Source organism: Brevibacillus sp. JNUCC-41, assembly GCF_014844095.1.
Lineage (GTDB): Bacteria > Bacillota > Bacilli > Bacillales > DSM-1321 > Peribacillus > Peribacillus aracenensis.
Genome location: NZ_CP062163.1, coordinates 4,041,349 through 4,061,328, shown reverse-complemented (window position 1 = coordinate 4,061,328; position 19,980 = coordinate 4,041,349). Strand labels below are relative to the sequence as shown.

Annotated in this window: 17 protein-coding genes and 2 pseudogenes; 5 read left to right on the top strand and 14 right to left on the bottom strand. The window is 38.9% G+C overall.

Annotated elements, in window-relative coordinates; translation table 11 throughout:
• Positions 1-896 precede the first annotated feature (896 nt).
• Positions 897-1,096 (top strand): annotated as a pseudogene (locus JNUCC41_RS27480) (IS110 family transposase); the annotation flags it as partial.
• Between the two features lies 1 nt (position 1,097).
• Here the strand turns inward: JNUCC41_RS27480 and JNUCC41_RS27475 are convergent.
• The 12 genes and pseudogenes from JNUCC41_RS27475 to JNUCC41_RS19720 all read right to left on the bottom strand — a co-directional run.
• A pseudogene (locus tag JNUCC41_RS27475) lies at positions 1,098-1,229 on the bottom strand (TetR/AcrR family transcriptional regulator); the annotation flags it as partial.
• Between the two features lie 86 nt (positions 1,230-1,315).
• Entirely contained in the window at positions 1,316-1,915 is a 600-nt protein-coding gene (locus tag JNUCC41_RS19770; RefSeq protein WP_192204467.1) for a nitroreductase family protein, read from the bottom strand.
• Between the two features lie 104 nt (positions 1,916-2,019).
• Positions 2,020-2,997, bottom strand: a complete 978-nt coding sequence (locus JNUCC41_RS19765; protein WP_192204466.1) for a ring-cleaving dioxygenase — start codon at positions 2,995-2,997, stop codon at positions 2,020-2,022.
• A 448-nt stretch (positions 2,998-3,445) separates the two neighbouring features.
• Positions 3,446-4,369, bottom strand: coding sequence for a DMT family transporter (locus JNUCC41_RS19760; protein ID WP_192204465.1), 924 nt, complete (start codon positions 4,367-4,369; stop codon positions 3,446-3,448).
• 501 nt (positions 4,370-4,870) lie between these two features.
• A complete protein-coding gene (locus JNUCC41_RS19755; RefSeq protein WP_192204464.1) occupies positions 4,871-5,314 on the bottom strand; it encodes a MaoC/PaaZ C-terminal domain-containing protein in 444 nt (147 codons plus the stop codon).
• A 197-nt stretch (positions 5,315-5,511) separates the two neighbouring features.
• Positions 5,512-6,978: a GntP family permease gene (locus JNUCC41_RS19750; protein ID WP_192204463.1), complete on the bottom strand. Its 1,467-nt coding sequence runs from the start codon at positions 6,976-6,978 to the stop codon at positions 5,512-5,514.
• A 474-nt stretch (positions 6,979-7,452) separates the two neighbouring features.
• Complete coding sequence (locus JNUCC41_RS19745; protein ID WP_192204462.1) at positions 7,453-8,247, bottom strand: enoyl-CoA hydratase/isomerase family protein; 795 nt, start codon at positions 8,245-8,247, stop codon at positions 7,453-7,455.
• Positions 8,248-8,425: 178 nt separating this feature from the next.
• Positions 8,426-9,982, bottom strand: coding sequence for an AMP-binding protein (locus JNUCC41_RS19740; RefSeq protein ID WP_192204461.1), 1,557 nt, complete (start codon positions 9,980-9,982; stop codon positions 8,426-8,428).
• A 366-nt stretch (positions 9,983-10,348) separates the two neighbouring features.
• Entirely contained in the window at positions 10,349-11,716 is a 1,368-nt protein-coding gene (locus tag JNUCC41_RS19735) for a sigma-54 interaction domain-containing protein (RefSeq protein ID WP_192204460.1), read from the bottom strand.
• Between the two features lie 25 nt (positions 11,717-11,741).
• Positions 11,742-11,882, bottom strand: coding sequence for a hypothetical protein (locus JNUCC41_RS19730; protein ID WP_192204459.1), 141 nt, complete (start codon positions 11,880-11,882; stop codon positions 11,742-11,744).
• Positions 11,883-11,928: 46 nt separating this feature from the next.
• Positions 11,929-12,912, bottom strand: a complete 984-nt coding sequence (locus tag JNUCC41_RS19725; RefSeq protein ID WP_192204458.1) for an alpha-ketoacid dehydrogenase subunit beta — start codon at positions 12,910-12,912, stop codon at positions 11,929-11,931.
• Positions 12,913-12,924: 12 nt separating this feature from the next.
• Complete coding sequence (locus tag JNUCC41_RS19720) at positions 12,925-13,920, bottom strand: thiamine pyrophosphate-dependent dehydrogenase E1 component subunit alpha (protein ID WP_192204457.1); 996 nt, start codon at positions 13,918-13,920, stop codon at positions 12,925-12,927.
• 470 nt (positions 13,921-14,390) lie between these two features.
• Between JNUCC41_RS19720 and JNUCC41_RS19715 the strand changes: the two genes are divergently transcribed.
• Genes JNUCC41_RS19715 through JNUCC41_RS19705 form a run of 3 tightly spaced genes read left to right on the top strand, consistent with a single transcriptional unit; the run spans position 14,391 to position 18,444 of the window.
• Positions 14,391-14,867, top strand: a complete 477-nt coding sequence (locus JNUCC41_RS19715) for a MarR family winged helix-turn-helix transcriptional regulator (protein ID WP_228467382.1) — start codon at positions 14,391-14,393, stop codon at positions 14,865-14,867.
• Complete coding sequence (locus JNUCC41_RS19710; protein ID WP_192204456.1) at positions 14,864-16,588, top strand: ABC transporter ATP-binding protein; 1,725 nt, start codon at positions 14,864-14,866, stop codon at positions 16,586-16,588. The genes JNUCC41_RS19715 and JNUCC41_RS19710 overlap by 4 nt, the downstream gene beginning before the upstream one ends.
• The gene (locus tag JNUCC41_RS19705; protein ID WP_192204455.1) at positions 16,585-18,444 is read left to right on the top strand and encodes an ABC transporter ATP-binding protein; all 1,860 of its coding nucleotides are present in this window, start codon (positions 16,585-16,587) and stop codon (positions 18,442-18,444) included. The genes JNUCC41_RS19710 and JNUCC41_RS19705 overlap by 4 nt, the downstream gene beginning before the upstream one ends.
• A 116-nt stretch (positions 18,445-18,560) precedes the next feature.
• Here JNUCC41_RS19705 and JNUCC41_RS19700 read toward each other — a convergent pair whose 3' ends face one another.
• Positions 18,561-19,013 (bottom strand): MarR family winged helix-turn-helix transcriptional regulator, encoded by a 453-nt coding sequence (locus JNUCC41_RS19700; RefSeq protein ID WP_192204454.1) that lies wholly within the window; start codon positions 19,011-19,013, stop codon positions 18,561-18,563.
• A 122-nt stretch (positions 19,014-19,135) separates the two neighbouring features.
• On the opposite strand from JNUCC41_RS19700, the gene JNUCC41_RS19695 reads away from it, so the two are divergent.
• Positions 19,136-19,576, top strand: a complete 441-nt coding sequence (locus tag JNUCC41_RS19695) for a GNAT family N-acetyltransferase (RefSeq protein WP_192204453.1) — start codon at positions 19,136-19,138, stop codon at positions 19,574-19,576.
• Positions 19,577-19,603: 27 nt separating this feature from the next.
• Here JNUCC41_RS19695 and JNUCC41_RS19690 read toward each other — a convergent pair whose 3' ends face one another.
• A complete protein-coding gene (locus tag JNUCC41_RS19690; protein ID WP_192204452.1) occupies positions 19,604-19,963 on the bottom strand; it encodes a hypothetical protein in 360 nt (119 codons plus the stop codon).
• Positions 19,964-19,980: the final 17 nt, after the last annotated feature.

Here is a 19,980-nt window from a genome sequence, read left to right as displayed (position 1 = left end):
TTTTACTGTTTATTACTGTTTATTACGGTTTAATGATAATCATTCAATGTAAACCCCACATCAATCCAATGTTAAGATTTTGTAAATCAGGTCTTAATTTGTCCAATTCACCTGCTCTTATTTTCATTATCAACTAGAAAAAAGCCTCAATAGCTGACCGTAAAGAGGGGAAAGTAAAGGCAAATCTATTAAAGATAAAGTGAAAAGTTTTTTATTCAAACATATCACTCTTTTCAGTTCGTCATTAAACAAAGCTCCTGGTTAGGTAATTTGCTATGATTGGAGGTAATTGTTTAACGATTTACCAAACTTAAATAGATCACTCATAAGGCTCAGCCTTTTTTAAAAAGCGTTTCTACTGGGTCTATTTTGTTGTGGTTTTTTCTGGATTTTGAGCGTTTTTAATTTTCATGGGGGTTTAAGTACCATACTTCACAAACTGCAAAAAGACGATCCTGGTTAAAGCATCGTTAAGACCTAAACATACTACTTCTCAGATATTGCCTTTCTCCCTATTTCTTTATCATCAAAATGAATACGGGCAGGTTTATTTTAGCATGGCTTTTTTACTAATGTGTTTTCATACAAAAAAGCTGCCTTAAAGACAGCTCTGATCTTCAGCCAACACACCCGTTAGCCATCCATGAAGCGCAAAAATCAACGCTTCACCACAGAGAATGAAATTGGTTCAGAAAGGTCAATACTGATTCTACGGCTGGGAGAGGAAGGTCGATGAACTATGGTGCGTTAGAGCCCATCCGTTAGTCTGACTCCAACGACCAAGGTACACCACTGACTGTCGCTCCCTTACGGGAAGCACACATGGTAGATCAATCCTAATCTGGTTTTTGCACCAGCCTCCAATTATATTGAGAGCCGTAGAAAGGATGTTTTCAATGGAAGTAGACATTGAAAGAGCATGTGGTATGGATGTCCCTAAGGACACTATTACTGCATGTATTATGACACCAGAAGGAAAGGAGATTCAAACGTTTCAACAAAAACTGTTTTTCTAATACAGTTAGTGGATTGGATTAAACAGAATAACTGTACTCATGTTACCATGGAGAGTACCAGTGTATATTGGAAACCTATTGTTCATGATACTTTCGACTGATCAGAAACAAGTCTTGGGACAAATCAAAAACGAGTTTCCCCTCAAAAAGGCTTCTCATCTCTTCAGCATAATGAAATCGGTCAAACGCGGTTTCAAGAAGGTTTTGTTTGCTGACATAGTCATTGTCAAGATATCACGGAACAACGAAAAAAAGAGCCAATCAGGGTTGGCTCTCTGTAGAAATATTTAGCATCTCACTCATTTATAAAATTTTATACGATCCTCAAGTGGTTTGAATTCTTTATCACCTGGTTGAGCTGTTGGATTTCCAAATGGCATTTGCGCAATCAATTTCCAATTACTCGGGACATCCCATTCTTTTTTCACATCATCATCAATTAGTGGATTATAATGCTGTAAAGTTGCCCCCATTCCTTCTGCTTCAAGTGCTGTCCAAACAACTAATTGATGCATGCCTGATGTTTGTTGTGACCAGATTGGGAAGTTATCCGCATACGCTGCAAATTGTTCTTGAAGTGATTTCACAACAGATTCATCTTCAAAGAATAATATTGACCCATATCCCGCTTTAAAGGAATCCATTTTTTGTTGAGTGCCAGAGAAATCTCTCTCACCAACAGCTTTCCTTAAAGCTTGCGTCGTAATATCCCATAATTTATCATGGGCCGAGCCAGTCAAAACAACAAGGCGGGAAGATTGGGAATTAAAAGCCGATGGCGTGTGTTTTACCGCAAATTCAACAATTTCTTTAATTTTCTCATCCGATACTTGAATCTCTTTATTGATCCCATAATATGATCGTCTCTCTTTAATAGCCGTGTAAAAATCTTTTGTCACGATTCATTCCTCCAGAACATGTTTTCTATTTCAAATGATTATTCCCATTTTTTATTTCTACCTGTTTTAGTATGAGCATAAACCAATATATCATTCGCTAATGGTTATTCTTTAATGAATTCCTTTGTGCTTCTTACTGAATCAATGGGACGGACCAACTTTTCGATTTGATCCCTTTTCGGTTCCAAGAACGGTGGTAAAGATAACTTTTCCCCAAGCGTTTCATACGGCTCATCCCCCATAAATCCAGGACCATCCGTGGCAAATTCGAATAATATTTGTGGCGCCACTCGTACGTAAAGCGACTCAAAAAAGTGACGATCAACATAACCGGACGTATGAAATTGGAAGCTTTCCATTCGTTTGATCCATTCTTCCAGAACGGAACGGTCTTCAACACGGAAGGCTGTATGGTGAACAGTCCCAAAACCCTGCCGTGCCTGAGGAAGGATTGAGTTATGCTCAACAATCACTTGTGCACCATTCCCACCTTCCCCTACTTCAAATAGGTGAAATGATCCTTCCTTGTCTATTTCTTTGAATAATAGTACTTTTTCCATCATTTCTTTAAAATAATCGAAGTTGGCGATTCGAATGAAAATTGGTCCTAATCCTGTAATGGCATATTCGAGGGGAATCGGTCCTTTTTGCCAAGGAATCCCCGCTGCAACCCCTTTATTGTTTTCATCGGAAATTAATTGATATTGCTGATCATCAAAATCCACAAATGAAATGATCTTTTTACCAAACTGTTCCTGAATTCCTTTATTACTTACTTCTAAACGGTCGAACCGCTTAACCCAATACTCCAATGCATCATCATTCGGTACACGGAAGGATGTTTTTGAAATCTCATTAGTGCCATGCACTCCTTTAGGAATACCAGGAAAATCAAAGAATGTCATATCAGTACCTGGACCGCCAACATCGTCGGCAAAAAACAGGTGATAGGTTTGGATATCATCTTGGTTAACTGTTTTCTTGACTAAACGCATGCCTAATATATTTGTGAAAAATTCATAGTTCTTTTCTGCACTACTTGTTATGGCCGTGACATGGTGAATACCTTTTAATCCATTCATAAATTATTCCTCCCATTAAAACGATCAATTTTTGGATGTTCAACATTTGAATTAATCCCCTATATTTTTCCTTCAAGAAGAGTGGCTATTCATTAAAGGGGTTAGAAAAGGCTTTACATAATTTTTATTATCTTGAATTAATATATCTTTACTTAAAGATAATTTATCATGAATGAAATTCACTGTCAACAACTTATCTCAAATTAATATATCTCAAAGACGAAATAACTTCTGTCAATTTTCATTTAGTTCTAAATATCTTTCGAAAGAGATGGAAACAGAATATCCATTCTAAAGCAAATGCCATTCCGAATATGGGTTACTATCTATAGGTATAAGTCGCGGCAATGACGATCAATCACTTGTCTTGCTAAATTGAATCAGTATTTCAATACGAAAGCCCCCCAGGTAAAGAGAAAACCTTGGAGGGCTATTTCGGTTTGGTTCCTTATTTTACTTGACGCAATTCCCCTTGTTTTCCGGATGAAGAGTCAGCACCATCTTTTTTATTTGACTTCTTAGAAGAAAGATAAACCCCTGCGAAAATGATCAGCAGGCCAATAATTACATGAGGATTAATCGCTTCTCCAAGCAGGACATAGCCCCAAACCATAGCGCTTGCAGGAATCAGGTATGTAACCGTTGCGGCTAACTCCGGGCTGCCATTTTTATTGATGTAGAAATAGATCAGCTGGCCGATCCCAGAGCCAAAGCACCCAAGACCGACTATGGAGAAAATCGTTAGCGGGTCCATCAACATCACTGGATTAATCGGCCCTGTTAAAAACATCCCGATCAAACCGATAAAGGCACCCGTGAGCAGCGTAAATGTAGTAATGACCAATATGCTTGTACTGGAAAGAAATCTTTTCGTATATTGGCCGGCAAAACCATAACAGGTGGACGCTAGCAGCATTGTACCAATTCCAATGAATTCCTTGCCGAAAAGCTGACCGACTTGAAAATCCATCAATACTAGAATTCCGAAAAAACCAATAAGAATGCCCATCCATTGTCGGGCGGTTAAAACATAAGAAAAAATGATAAATCCAATGACCCCCGTCCAGATTGGGGTGGTTGCATTAAGAATTGATGCCGTGCTACTGTTAATCTCTGTTTCACTTAAAGCTATTAAACCCCATGCTAATCCGCAATTGAAGATCCCGACAACGACCAGAGCTGTCCATGGTAATTTCCAGCTAATTTCACTGCGCTTCCACCATAATACGGGAAGCAGAACAACAGCACCCGCCAAACAGCGGAGAAACACAATCCCCCAAATACCGGCTGACGGGAGCAGCCACTTCATGAAAACGAACGATAAACCCCATATCAAACTAAGGCCGATTAAAGCCCCGTATAATCGAAGCATGATATTCCCCCTTCCTACTTTCTTATTATGACAAACATTGTTAAGGACTTCATATAAAATCTTGCTATTTAAGTACTGAAAGTTATTTTCCGCCAAATTCGGTTAGCAAACCTTCAAGATAAAGGGAGCGGCATGTATCGTTCGAACAATCTTTTGCAATTGTAAAAAGCATGGCTTAACTAATCATTCATTTTGGCGTTTTTATCCAGCCTTTATTAAGGCTATCAGTCTGTTGGTCTCCTAGCAGTTGCAGGTCAATGAAGAGAGGAATCTTCAGTGCGATTTCTCCTATTATTTTAGCTCGGTAGCGTTTTATGTTTATTTCATGTTTTAAAAAACTAAAAAAAAGCTGGAGAGCATTAAAGAAGGCAAGCCGGTCTATAGGCTTGCCTTAATCTTAAAAATGAGAAAGGACGCAGTATTTCTTTTGGGGTAATACTTTCACTCCGAATTCCTCTCCATCCATAAGCAGTCCAAAGCTGGGGTTACCTTAATTGACTACTATATTTTCACATTGGCATCAGAATTGACCATTATTTTCATGTTGGCTATGGCTACAGTTTCTCCGTTTTGTTTTTTTATTTCTTGGATGACTGTTACAACACCTTGATAGCCCTTTTCAAAAAGGTCAATCACCTTTAATTCTACATGTATCGTGTCCCCAATAAAGGTTGGATTTATAAATCGAACTTTCTCCAAACCGTAAAATGCAACAACGATTCCCGGTTCAAAATGAGATAAGCCGGTTGCAACCGAAAGTATAAGCATTCCGTGGGCTATGCGTTGCTTAAATTGTGTATTTGCTGCATACTCCTTATCAGTATGGAGGGGAAACCAGTCTCCGCTAAATGCAGAAAACATTACTAAATCAGCCTCGGTTATAGTACGTCCCTTCGACATCCATGTTTCGCCGACTTCATATTGATGGAAATATTTATTAAACATTATTTCATCTCCTTTATTTGTGACCGATTTATCAGTCTGAATATTCGGATATTAAATATTGAAGACTATATAATTTAGTGATATTTCTTAAAATCAACACGAATAAAAATTTTTCATTTAGGAGATGTATTTTTCCATATAAAAAGTGGGTAAAGCTAGAAATGGAAGTGTATTTTGCTATGTTCAACTGGAAATAGTTAAACGATATCAAACAAGCTGAATATACCAATTACAAAGAATACAGCAAGTGTCTTTATAATGGTAATAACAAAAATGTCTTTATATGCCTGGCGATGTGTGAGTCCCGTAACAGCTAAAAGAGTTATTATAGCTCCGTTATGCGGCAAAGTATCAAATCCACCTGCTGACATAGAAATGACACGATGTAAAACTTCCAACGGAATGTCAAAATGAGCAGCAGTTTGTATATACGTATCCGCCATTAAGCTCAACGTAATGCTCATCCCACCAGATCCCGATCCAGTAATGCCACACAAAACATTTGTCATGATCGCCCCATTAATTAAAGGATTCGAAAACATTCCAGTGAGATAATCTTGTACCACAGTAAAGCCGGGTAAAGCTGCAATCACACCCCCAAAGCCATATTCGGTTGCCGTATTCATGGTTGCTAGCAATGCCCCACTAATGCCAATATTAATACTCGAATTGAAATTTAATTTGACAGCTTTAAAATTTAATAAGACGATTGCTATTATCCCGAGAATAAGAGCCATCTCCACAGACCAGACACCAATAACTTTAGACATATCGACAATACCATAATCTTTTAATCCAATCGTAGCAAAATCGAATCCTTTGGCATACCAAAGAGGAAAAGACTCAGTAAAAAACTTATTCATCACCCCGACTAACACCAACGGAATAAAAGCAAGCCAGTCTTTTCTACTTATAGCTTTTTCAGAATCCATCCCCAACTTATTAGTCGTTTCCATTGATATAGCAGAACTGGCTGCCAATTCTGCTTCAGCAGCTTCCTTATCAATAGCTTTATCACCAATTCCAAAATACCCTTCACCATTTCTAGCTGCCTTATGTCGACAATGATTTAAGTATAATAGGCTTAAGGAAATGATAAATATTGCCCCAATAATCCCCAATATCGGTGCCGCATAGATGTCAGTTTTAAAGAAACCAGTTGGAATGACATTCTGAATTTGTGGAGATCCTGGAAGTGAATCCATGGAAAAGGTAAATGCACTAACTGCGATTGTCGCAGGAATTAATCGCTTTGGAATATTAGCCTCGCGAAACAGCTGAGCAGCAAATGGATAGATGGCAAACACAGCAACAAACAAACTAACTCCGCTATATGTCAGGATTGCGCCCATTATCACAATGGCTAGAATGGCTTGTTTAGCCCCAATAAAACGGACAATAATTTTTGCTATGCTCTTTGCAACACCGCTTATTTCAACCAGTTTCCCAAAAATAGCACCTAGCAAAAAAACCGGGAAATATAATTTAACAAATTCAACCAACTTAACCATAAATATATTAGAGAAGAAAGGTAAAACATGTCCAGGATCCGTTAAAAATACAGCAAACAAAGCGCACAATGGTGCAAAAAGTATAACGGAAAATCCTCGATATGCTAGAAACATAAGTAATCCTAGTGAAATAATAATGATCATTACATCCAATTCGATTTCCCCCTTTTTCTCCAAATATATCTGTTATCATTTGTTGCTAGTTTGAATGCTTTGCCCCGAGACTTATTGGGTATTATAGGACCGTTTTCCAGTGCACATTTTGTAAAGAACCCTAATTAATTTCCCGAGTAAATCCACTGTTTCTAACAAAGATGAGTTACTTTAGAATCTGCCATTTTTCCAATCCCGGCATCAGGATCTTTTTAAAAAAAGGCTGTTTTAGCATACGTTGTTGCTATTTACCAAGTAAAGCGGTGTGGTTGATTTCCCCTCCAGATGCTCGCTTTCCGCGGGGCGGGCGGTGAGCCTCCCCGGCGTAAACGCCTGTGGGGTCTCACCTGTCCCGCTGCTCCCGCAGGAGTCTCGCACTTGCGCTCCAATCAACCTTAAATCGTTTTGTTTTAAAAACAACAATCTTTACGAAAAGAGCAAAAAATGACCTGCCACTGGTTTGGTCATGAGGGCTTACTGATCAATGAAGTTTGGCTTCCTTTTATTGACAAAGGCCTCAACTCCTTCCTTTACGTCCCTAGTCTGAAAAACATGACCAAAATTTCCAGCCTCAATCACGAGTCCATCTTCAAGTGTTTGTTCATAACCAAAATCAATAGAATGCTTTGCAAAAGTTAAAGATTGTAAAGAATAATTGCAAATACCTTTTGCAATTTCCATTGCTTTTTCTAAAGATTCACCCTTTGGCACAACATGATTAACAAGCCCTATTTGTTTGGCATCTTCTGCATTCAGTGGCTCTCCAGTAAAGATCATTTCTTTTGCTTTGGCTTTACCTATCAGTCTAGGAAGTCTTTGAGTCCCCCCTGCACCTGGAAACAATCCCAATTTAATTTCAGGGAGCCCAATCCTAATATGTTCCTCCGCAATTCGAATATCACAACTTAAGGCAAGTTCACATCCCCCACCTAGTGCTAATCCATTGATTGCAGCAATAGTTGGTCTTGATAACCGTTCAATTTTATTAAGTGGTTCCTGAAGCCAAAGTGATTTCCCCTTTCCTTCTTCCACTCCTTTTCCAATCCATGCTGGAAATTCTTTAATATCCCCTCCAGCAACAAAAGCTCTTTCTCCTTCACCGGTAAGTATAATGACCTTAACATTGTAATCGCTTTCAATTTCATCCACCACAAGATTCAATTGTTCTATAACATCTGCGCTTAATACATTAACAGGTGGATTATCAATAATGATCGTTGCAATATTACTCTGTTTTGACCATGAAACAACTTGATCCTTCTTCTTCATCGTCTTTCCTCCTAAACCTAAAGTGTACTTGTGGGTTCCAAATACTCTGTCATTATTGAAAAACGGGAATCGGTGGGTGAACCCAGATATCTATGATAGAATCCTTGTGGTTATGTGATTTTTTAAACAAGGTGAAATAATGTATTCACAAAGCCTTTTTCAACCTTCCATAAACCCCTTATTTATCCATACCATTAAATTGTTCACGAAGAATAAACTTTTGGACCTTCCCGGATGGGGTACGTGGTATTTCATCAACAAATGTGACCTTTCTAGGTTTTTTGTAGCTAGCAAGATGTTCCTTACAGTAATTAACAACATCTTCCTCCGTAAGTTTGGCTCCTTCTTTTTTAACAATAACAGCACATACAGCCTCAATATATTTGGGATCAGGAATACCAATTATAGAAACTTCCTTCACTTCCTCATGGCGGTATAAGACATCTTCAATTTCCGCTGAGTAAATGTTTTCACCACCGCTCCGAATCATATCTTTTTTTCTGCCTGCAATTGATAGATACCCATCATGATCGAACTTTCCCATGTCTCCTGTTTTACACCACCCATTCACGAATGTTTCCATTGTGGCATCTGGTTTCCTCCAATAACCCTCAGAAACCGCTGGACTTTTAATAGCGATCTCACCAATTTCACCAACTGGCAAAGGCGTTCCAGCCTCATCGATAATATTTATTTCTGTAAGTGGCATCGGCTTCCCAACGGTATGGCCTTTTGTAAAAGCATCTTTTGGTTCAAGCGAAGCCGCAATTGGCTGTCCTTCAGTTAACCCGTAAACTTGAACAACTCCAATTTGAGGAAACCTCTTTTTTAATTGTTCCAGTGCCCATGGCATTAGCGGGTCACCACCTGTATAAATGGTTTTTAAAGATTTCAGCTGATACTTTTCAATTTCAGGCAAATTTAGCATTTCATAAATCATGAAAGGGAATAAAAAAGAATCGGTCACATTTTCCCCTTCAATAACGGAAAGAATTCTTCCAATCTCGAATTCTTGGCTTTTTGTAATTATTACCCTTCCACCCATCAGTAGAATGGGAAGTGCGATATCTTCCATCGCCCCAACATGATATAGTGGTCCTGTCGTCATCGCAACTTCTTGCCCTGTAAATTTCCATTTCAGTGCTTGTATCGTGGAAAACCAGAAAGTTGTATCATGTGTCCAAATCGCACCTTTAGGTCTTCCCGTTGTTCCTGATGTATACATAAGCATGACTGGATCGTTTAATTTAATGCTATCGACTTTGACCTCATCTACCGAACCACTTTCTAGTACACTCCATGACTCAGACCATCCTGGGGTTGGGCCATTTCTATGAGGAAGACAAAAATAACGCTCAACAGAAACATGATTACACACTGATTCCAGCTGATTGGCTAAGTTAGAATGGAAGCACAATATTTTTGTCTGTGAATCATTTAATGCATACTCAAGCTCTGCACTTGAAAGCCTAAAATTAAGTCGAACTGCAATTGCACCGATTTTCGCAATGGCAAAATATAGACTAAAATATTCGAGACAGTTGTAAAGTAAAATACCGACACGATCCCCTTTTCGCACTCCAATTTCGTAAAGCTTGTTTGCATACGCATTTGATTTAAGGTGGAGATCCATGTACGTCATCGACTTTCCTGCTTCTTCTTGTATTGCTATTTTTCTAGAATTTATATTATTTAAATCATTCGCCATTTTTCTTGTGATAAAACCGACATCCAATGAAATTCCTCCTTTTCAATTTAAAAAATACAGACAAAATTCAGGCTACAAGGCCGCTGAATTGACCACTCGCCTTTATCATTTTCTTTCCTCCTTTCTTCTAATTTGGATGCAAGATTCATTCCAAAACGGAAAAAAACTTACTCACCTTAATAATCGAGGAAAAGCCGATGACTTATTTTCTGATTTTTCGGAAAATAACCAAGGAAAAAATCAACTGAAGTAAGATCAGCTGATTTTTCATTCATTGTTTTTCATAATTTATAGCCTTGTTTCTCCAGTTATGTGAACCATATCAACATTAATATGGAAATCAAAAAATAAATCCGGGATTTCGGATTGAATTCTGAAATCCCGGATTTATTTTTATTGGTCAGAAATCTTATATTTTCTAATTTTATCGTAAAGGGTGGAATTCCCTATCCCAAGAGCTTCCGCAACCCTTTTTTTATCAAACTTAAACCTCCTTAACGCTTTTTCGATTTCCTTCTTTTCTGCTTCCTCTACACAATCCTTTAAACTTAATTCTTTCGTATTCACATTATGAAGTTTAAGATACTCAGGTAAAGCATCCTTTCCCATTAACTCTTCATTTGATAGGTGAACACCTGCATCAATCACATTCTCTAGTTCTCTGATATTCCCTGGCCAGTTATAGCGCTCTATTAATGAAATCACCTCTGGGTGTATGGAGGATACTCGTTTCCCCATTCGAGCTGTGATTTTTTTGAAAAAATAATCTACAAGTAAAGGGATATCTTCCATTCTATCTCTTAAAGGAGGAACAAATAATTGGACAGCATTAATTCTATAAAATAAGTCTTCACGAAATAGCTTTTCTTCAACCAATTTTTCTAAAGGGCGATTTGTTGCAGCAATCACTCGAACATTTAGTTTTTTGGGGTAAAGCGAACCTACAGGCTCATACTCTTTCTCCTGAAGGACCCTTAATAACTTGACTTGCATTTGCTGAGGCATATCACCAATTTCGTCAAGGAAAACCGTTCCACCATCAGCAAATTGAAACTTTCCTATTTTACCTCCCTTTTTTGCCCCTGTGAAGGCACCTTCTTCATAACCAAAAAGTTCAGATTCTAACAAGTGTTCCGGAATTGAACTACAATTTATTTTCACAAGCGGTTTGTCGCTTCTTCCACTTAGCTGATGAATGCTATGTGCTATTATTTCCTTGCCTGTACCGCTTTCTCCTCTAATTAGAACAGAGATATCACCTCTAGCCAACCTTTTCACACGTTCTTTTAACTGTTGTATTTCTTGAGAATTTCCAATTAAGTTATGTAAGGAATATTTCACTCCATTTGTAACGCCTATTTCATTTTTGTAAAAATTATGTTTTGTCAAGATCTCCTTGATGTGACTATTCATTTTATTCCAATCATCAAGATCACGAAACATGATTGTCCCGATTGCACCAATTATTTCATTATTTTCAATGATAGGAATGCGATTTGCGATAACAAAATCACCACGAAGAAAATGTATGTCAGCAATTTCGGATTTACCTATTTGCACTACAAGATGTAGCCTTGTATTTTCAATTATATTCGTCACATGTTCACCAATCACTGTGTCGCGTTCAACATTTAAAAATTCACAATATTTATTGCTAATGTATTGAATTTTCCCATTACTATCGACAATTACAATTCCATAATATGTACTCTCAAACACCATATCTAATAGTTTATTATTGGAGAATTGTCCAGTATTCATCTTAAGCTCCTTTAACTAGAATTCTTTACCATATAATACCACGAATTTCAAATGGCGTTTCAATGATCTTTTTATTCATGTGTACTTTTTGGCCAGTTTCACGGACATCCTTGGCAATTTCCTTAATTGGTTTTTCATCTGCATGATCCAATATGGGAACAAACAAAGCATCCCCCAGATGGGGGATGCTTTGTTTGTTCTATTTCATTCGTTCAATAGGCAACAAGGTCCCTCAGTGCCTTTTCCACTTTTTCAGGATTCACCATGAAGGATTTCTCCAATGATGGTGAATATGGCATCGCTGGGACATCCGGGCCTGCGAGTCTCATGATTGGGGCATCGAGATCGAAGAGGCAGTTTTCTGCAATGATCGCCGATACTTCACTGATGATGCTTCCTTCCTTATTATCTTCAGTAACCAATAGGACTTTTCCTGTTTTAGACGCAGCTTCCATAATGGCTTCTTGATCTAATGGATAAACGGTTCGTAAATCAAGTATATGAACGGATATGCCATCACTGGCCAGCCTTTCAGCTGCCTGGAGCGCAAAATGAACACAAAGGCCGTAAGTAATCACTGTAACGTCATCGCCTTCACGTTTTACATCCGCTTTACCAATCGGTAAAACATAATCATCATCCGGCACTTCTTCTTTAATAAGGCGATAGGCACGTTTATGTTCAAAGAAAAGGACCGGATCTTCATCGCGAATGGCTGCTTTCAATAAACCTTTCACGTCGTAGGGTGTAGAGGGCATGACGATTTTAAGTCCCGGTTGATTGGCAAAAATGGCCTCAACGGATTGTGAATGGTATAACGCCCCATGTACACCCCCGCCGTATGGAGCTCTGATGACGATAGGGCAATGCCAGTCATTATTGGAGCGATAACGGATTTTTGCAGCTTCCGAAATGATTTGGTTGATTGCTGGCATGATAAAATCAGCGAATTGCATTTCCGCAATCGGCCTCATTCCATACATGGCCGCGCCGATGCCGACTCCTGCGATTGCGGATTCAGCAAGCGGGGCATCAATGACACGCTGTTCCCCGAATTGTTCGTATAACCCTGATGTCGCTTTAAACACGCCGCCTTTTACCCCTACGTCCTCACCTAATACAAATACACGGGTATCATGTTCCATTTCTTCCCGCATCGCCATTATCACGGCATCTATATAAGATATCACTGCCATCTTCTTTCCTCCTTACTTACCTGCGTAAACGTAATTTGAGAGCGTGTCTTCATTTGCAAATGGAGCATTTTCCGCATAATCCGTCGCTTCGTTCACAACTTCCATTATTTCCTCGTTCATTTGTTTCTCCATTTGATCATCCATGATTCCAGCTTCTTTTAAATAGGCACCGAAAGTGATGATCGAATCTATTTTTTTGGCCTCTGACACTTCATCAGGCGACCTGTATTGACTATCATCATCATCGCTTGAGTGTGGCGTAAGCCTGTATGAAACCGTTTCGATTAAGCTTGGTCCTTCACCACGCCTGCCTCTATCGGCCGCTTCTTTCACCACCCGGTATACTTCGATCGGGTCATTTCCATCGACTGTCACCCCTGGCATGCCATAACCAATGGCCCGGTCTGACACTTTCCCGCAAGCCAATTGCTTTTCAATCGGTACGGAAATGGCATACTGATTATTCTCGCACATCAAGATAACCGGAAGTTTATGTACACCTGCAAAATTCGCTCCTTCATGGAAATCCCCTTGGTTTGATGAACCCTCTCCGAATGTAACGAATGAAACAATATCTTTTCCTTCCATTTTTCCAGCGAGTGCAATCCCCACTGCATGTGGCACTTGGGTGGTAACTGGCGAAGATCCCGTCACGATGCGATTCTTTTTTTGCCCAAAATGCCCAGGCATTTGACGCCCGCCCGAATTTGGATCTTCTGCTTTTGCAAAACTGGATAACATTAAATCCCTTGCGGTCATCCCAAACGCAAGAACCACACCGAGATCCCGGTAATAAGGAAGGACATAATCCTTTTCACGGTTCAATGCAAATGCAGCTCCCACTTGAGCTGCTTCCTGCCCTTGACAAGAAACGACAAAAGGAATTTTTCCAGATCTGTTCAACAGCCACATCCGTTCATCTATACGTCTTGCCAATAACATTATTCTATACATCTCAAGCACCTGATCATCACTTAGACCTGCCTGTAGATGACGGTTTTCAACCATATGTCATCATCCCTCCTAAAAATCAAAACATTTTTCGGTTAATACAAACTTAAATCCGGTTATTTATCTAAGGAAGAAAAATCTCGTTTATGTATGTATGCTTGCCATATAACACCCTCAAATGCGTTATCATCTAGTATTATTACCTGGTACTAACTCAATGCAATATTATCCTACCACTTTTTATCTCAAATTTCCAACTAATTTCACTCTGTTAAAAGGACATTTTGATGTCCATTGAATCAAGTACATGAATAAGTGGGTGTTTTCACGCGAAAACAATGATGAATCGCCAAGACCACTCAGATTTTTACTAGGGTTTTATGTACGACCAAAGTCTAGGTAAACACCGAAATTATTTGATCGCTTTTTTTGTTGACTAAGCGGAATAATAGCTGTAAATTAAAATGATTCATAAAATTAAATGTTCAAAATGGAACAGTTCAAAACAGAAAGAATGGTGATGTTAAGTGGAGAATGAAAAACAAATGCGTTCCGTACAACTATTGCGTTCATTTTGGAACGTGCAGAAAAATATTATGCGGTTCGTTCAAAAGACAGCCGCAGAAAGTGGATTAACAGTTCCTCAATACTCCATATTGATGACCATTACCCTTTACAAAGAGACCACTCAAAAAAATGTCGGAGAGAAAACATTTCTTCCAAAAAGCACCTTGAGCCAAGCGGTCGATGGTCTCGTTCGGTCAGGCATGCTCCATCGTGAGCATGTGGAGGGCAACCGGCGTGAGATTCAGTTGTCAATCACCGATCAGGGGAAAAATTTATTAAAAACGATTCATTTTCACGAAGGAAGCATTCACCAAGTCTTTCAAACGGCCATTGAAATGCTTTCCGAAGAACAGTTTGAAGAGTTGCTAGCAACGCATCTTCAAATTTCAAACTTTTTAGAAGCACAAGCTACCGAACAGGGAGAGTGTTCAAAATGATGAAAATACTGAAAAATTTATCCGTTTATAAGTGGATTATTTCAGCAGTTATCGGTCTGGTTTTTATTCAATCCATGTCGGACCTCTTTTTGCCTACACTAATGGCTGATATTATTGACAAAGGCGTCGTTCAAGGAGACACTCCATACATTTGGAAAATCGGTGGTTTGATGCTGTTGGTTTCCGCACTTGGCGCTTGTGCATCCATAATCGCAAGTTACTATTCTTCCAAAGCGGCAATGGGAATGGGACGCGATCTCCGCCTGAAAGTCTTTAATCATGTTGAAAAATTTTCGTTACAAGAATTTGATGAAGTCGGTACGGCGTCATTGATTACACGGACGACCAATGATATAACGCAAGTCCAGCAAGTGGTTATCATGATGCTTCGTATGGTTATCAGTGCACCTATCATGTTAATCGGCGGAGTGATCATGGCTGTATCCATGGATGCAAAATTATCACTTGTCATTGTTGTCACAATGCCTTTATTGATTGGGTCGATCTTGCTTATTCTATATAAAGGTGTACCGCTCTTTCAAACAGTGCAAAAGCGATTAGACCGGTTGAACCTTGTATTACGAGAAAATTTAACTGGCATTCGCGTCATTCGAGCCTTCAATCGTGAAACGCAAGAGAAAGAACGTCTAAAGAAAGCGAATAAAGAATTGACGGATGTCTCGATCAAGGTCAATAAAATCATGGCCTTCATGATGCCTGTAATGATGCTTGTAATGAACTTGACGGTTGTTGGCATCATTTGGTTTGGTGGAGTTCGTATTGATAACGGCGGTATGCAAATCGGGGATTTAATGGCATTTATCCAATATGTTATGCAAATTATGTTCGCTCTCGTTATGGCATCCATGATGTTCGTTATGATTCCACGAGCAGCCGTATCGGCAAAAAGGATAAACGAAGTCCTTGACATGAAACCCTCATTCCTTGATGAGGGGACAGAAAAGGCAGATCGTGAACACGGTACAATTGAATTTGATCATGTGACGTTCAGTTATCCAGGAGCAGAAGAACCTGCATTATCGGATATTAGTTTTTCTGCAAGTCCTGGTGAAATCACCGCAATAATCGGCGGAACAGGCTCAGGGAAAACAACGCTCGTCAATTTGATCCCTCGCTTCTATGATATTTCAAGTGGAACGATCCGCGTCAATGGTGTTGATATTCGTAAGTCATCACAAGAAGAAGTTCGTTCAAAAATTGGCTTTGTACCACAAAAGGCCGTCCTCTTTTCAGGTACGATCGCTGAAAACATTCGCTTTGGAAAACAAACAGCCACACAAGATGAAGTTGAGCATGCCGCTCGGATTGCGCAAGCGGAAGATTTTATCAACAACATGAAAGACGGCTATCAGGCAGAAATCGAACAAGGCGGTTCAAACCTATCAGGCGGGCAAAAACAGCGGCTTTCGATTGCGCGGGCACTCATTCGGAAACCCGATATTTATATATTCGATGATAGCTTTTCTGCACTTGATTTCAAGACGGATGCCAAACTTCGCGCAGCCTTGAAAGAAGAAACGAAAAATTCGACGGTACTACTCGTTGCCCAGCGTGTCAGTACGGTGGTTGACGCTGATCGAATCATTGTGTTAGACGAAGGACACATTGTAGGTATGGGAACACACCAAGAGTTGCTAAGTACAAACGACATATACCGTGAAATCGCCTTATCACAGCTCACGGAGGAGGAAATTGCATGAGTAATCAAAAAAAACCTCAAAGCGGCGGTCATATTGGGCATGGTCCTGGTGGCGGTAACATGATGATGATGGGTCAAAAAGCAAAAGATTTTAAAGGAACACTTAGACGTCTTTTGACCTATTTAAAACCTCGGCGCAACAAATTGATTGCCGTGTTCTTTGCTGCAATCATGAGTACGATTTTTATGATTGTCGGACCAAAAATCATGGGAACGGCAATTACGGAATTATTCGAAGGAGCATACGGGAAATTCCAAGGAATACCAGGAGCAGCCATTAACTTTGATAAAATTGGCCATATCCTTTTACTCCTTGCTGGACTGTATGCCTTAAGCAGCCTTTTCAACTATGTACAACAATACATTATGTCAAGTGTTGCACAAGAAACGGTATATGATCTTCGAGAAGATGTTAACGAAAAACTCGAGAAACTTCCACTCAAATATTTTGAAGGACGTCCAAACGGAGAAACACTTAGCCGAATGACAAATGATATTGATACAATCGGGAGCACCCTTCAGCAAAGCTTGACGCAGTTCATCACATCAATCGTAACGATTTTGGGGATTATCATCATGATGCTTTCAATTAGCCCGTTATTGACATTAATCTCGATAGTCAGCTTACCTTTATCAATATTTGCAATCCGGCCTATTTTGAAAAAATCCCAAAAGTACTTTGCCGATCAACAACGTAAACTCGGACAATTAAATGGGCACATTGAAGAAATGTATACCGGCCATCAAGTCGTTAAAGCATTCGGACATGAAAAAAAGGCGAGTGCCCAGTTTACTGCGGTTAATGAAGAATTGTATAAAGCGGCAAGCAGAGCACAGTTTATATCTGGTATCATCATGCCCCTGATGTTCTTTATCGGAAATTTGAGCTATGTCCTCATCAGTGTTGTCGGAGGAATATTGGTAACGCAACGTTCGATTTCAATTGGTGATATTCAAGCATTCATCACTTATTCAAAGCAGTTCACCCAGCCAATCACACAAACGGCTAACATCGCAAACATTATTCAGTCAACGGTTGCAGCAGCTGAGCGTGTTTTTGAACTACTTGATGAAGAAGAGGAAATGAAAGAACAAACCACAGCTCACATAAAAAGGGCAAATGGTGCAGTCTCTTTCGAACATGTGGACTTTGGATATGGGGAAGAAATGTTAATTGAAGATATGAACATCGATGTCTTGTCTGGACAGACGGTCGCAATTGTTGGACCGACTGGTGCTGGAAAGACAACCATGATAAATCTCTTGATGAGATTTTACGAACTCAATGGTGGAAAGATAAATATTGATGGTCTTGATACACGGAGTATGTCCCGTAGTGATCTTCGAAAGAGCTTTGGGATGGTTCTTCAAGATACTTGGCTCTTTAATGGCACGATTAAAGAAAATATCGCTTATGGCAAAAATGGAGCAACTGATGAAGAAATTTTCGCAGCTGCTCGTACGGCTCATGCCGACCATTTCATTCGGACACTGCCAGATGGTTATGAAACAGTCTTAAACGAAGAAGCTTCGAACATCTCACAAGGCCAAAAGCAGCTTTTGACAATCGCCCGAGCTGTTCTAGCAGATCCACCAATCATGATCTTGGATGAAGCGACGTCTAGTGTGGACACTCGGACCGAAGTCTTTATCCAAAAAGCCATGAACCGACTGATGGAAGGAAGAACGAGCTTTGTCATTGCCCATCGTCTCTCAACGATTAAGGATGCAGATTTGATTCTTGTTATGGATCAAGGAAAAGTGATAGAGAAGGGAACGCATTCTGACCTTTTAAGGGTGAATGGTTTCTACGCAGATCTTTACAATAGTCAGTTTACTGAAAATGTAGCTGGATAATAAGAAAGAGGCTCAATTACCAATCGGAATTGAGCCTCTCTTTATAAATCTATCAACAACCGTTCCATTGATGCTAACCAATTAGACATCCATGATTCAGTGATGACTTATAAGCATCAATATCCCCTTTTATTTCCCTTTTTCACAAATTCCCAATCTACCTCAATATTTTTTCTGACCCTTTGGAGAAGGAGCAACATCGTTTCCGTTTCCTCCAAAGAAAATCCAGATAATGCAATCTTGTCGGTATACTCTCCTTCTTTTTTCAAAAAGGGATAGACCTTTTCACCTTTATCAGTAGCATATAACTTTTTAATTTTTTTGTTGCCCTCATCATTTTTCTTTTCAATAAAACCTTGAATTTCAAGTTTTTTAATGGCACGAGCCGCTGTAGTTCGATCAACCTTTATCATTTCTGCTAACTTTTCCTGAATGATTCCTGGATTTTCACATATTCGGACAAGATACAAATATTGCCCTTTTGTAAGGTCAAATTCTTTAAATTCAATATTACTTATAGAGTCCAATGCCCTTGCTATCATTCCAATTTCACGGAGTATTTCTTTCATTCAAAGTGCCCCTAACTTTTTTGTTGTATTTACAACAAAAATAATTTCGTTTATAATAAAAAAGGATATACATTTATTATGACTTGTCTTATTACATAAATCTAGAAAAGGAATGAAGAACATTGGAATCAAAAAGAATTACTACAGAAAATGATTTAAAAATAGCCTTTCATATCAGAAAAGAAGTATTTGTTGAGGAGCAAGGTTTCCTATTAGAAACTGAATTTGATGAATATGATGAACTTCATGCTTCTTCTGAACACATATTAGTCTATTATAATGAAAAACCAGTCGGAACTGGAAGGTTAAGAGTTGTTGATGGTTTAGGTAAATTGGAGAGAATTTGCATCTTGGAGCCTTACCGTAAATTTGGCCTTGGAAAAATAATAATTAAAACGTTAGAAGAGATTGCAAAGGAAAAGGAACTATCCAAGGTTAAATTACATGGACAAACACAAGCAGAGGGTTTTTATAAAAAACTCGGCTATCAGACTTCATCCGATGTCTTTATGGAAGATGGCGGTCCACATCTTTTAATGATAAAAGAATTAATGAATGAATAAGTGTGTTCAATGTGAATAAAACAAACATTACCCTGTATTTGATGGGATCATACTATTAATCTTAGGTTGTTCTTTAACGATACAATCAGACCCTGGAACATCATTACCATTTGATGCTCTTTTTGTCGACTTTTTCCACACGATACTTTTAAGTTCGCTCTTAAAAAGGAAAAAACCAGAATTTATGGGTCTACTACCTTCTTTACTAACATGTCTTGGTATTGTTTTACAAAAGTTAAACATTCTTTTGACACTTCCTGCAAGGATCAGATTTATATTCAGCAGCAAAAGTTCTGCATCTTTCACAGTCATTGGGGCAATGATATTTTTCATTTTGGCGAGGACAATTTTCATAACACACCAACATTGGTCAATAGGTATAAGCACGAACAAGCCCTTAATAA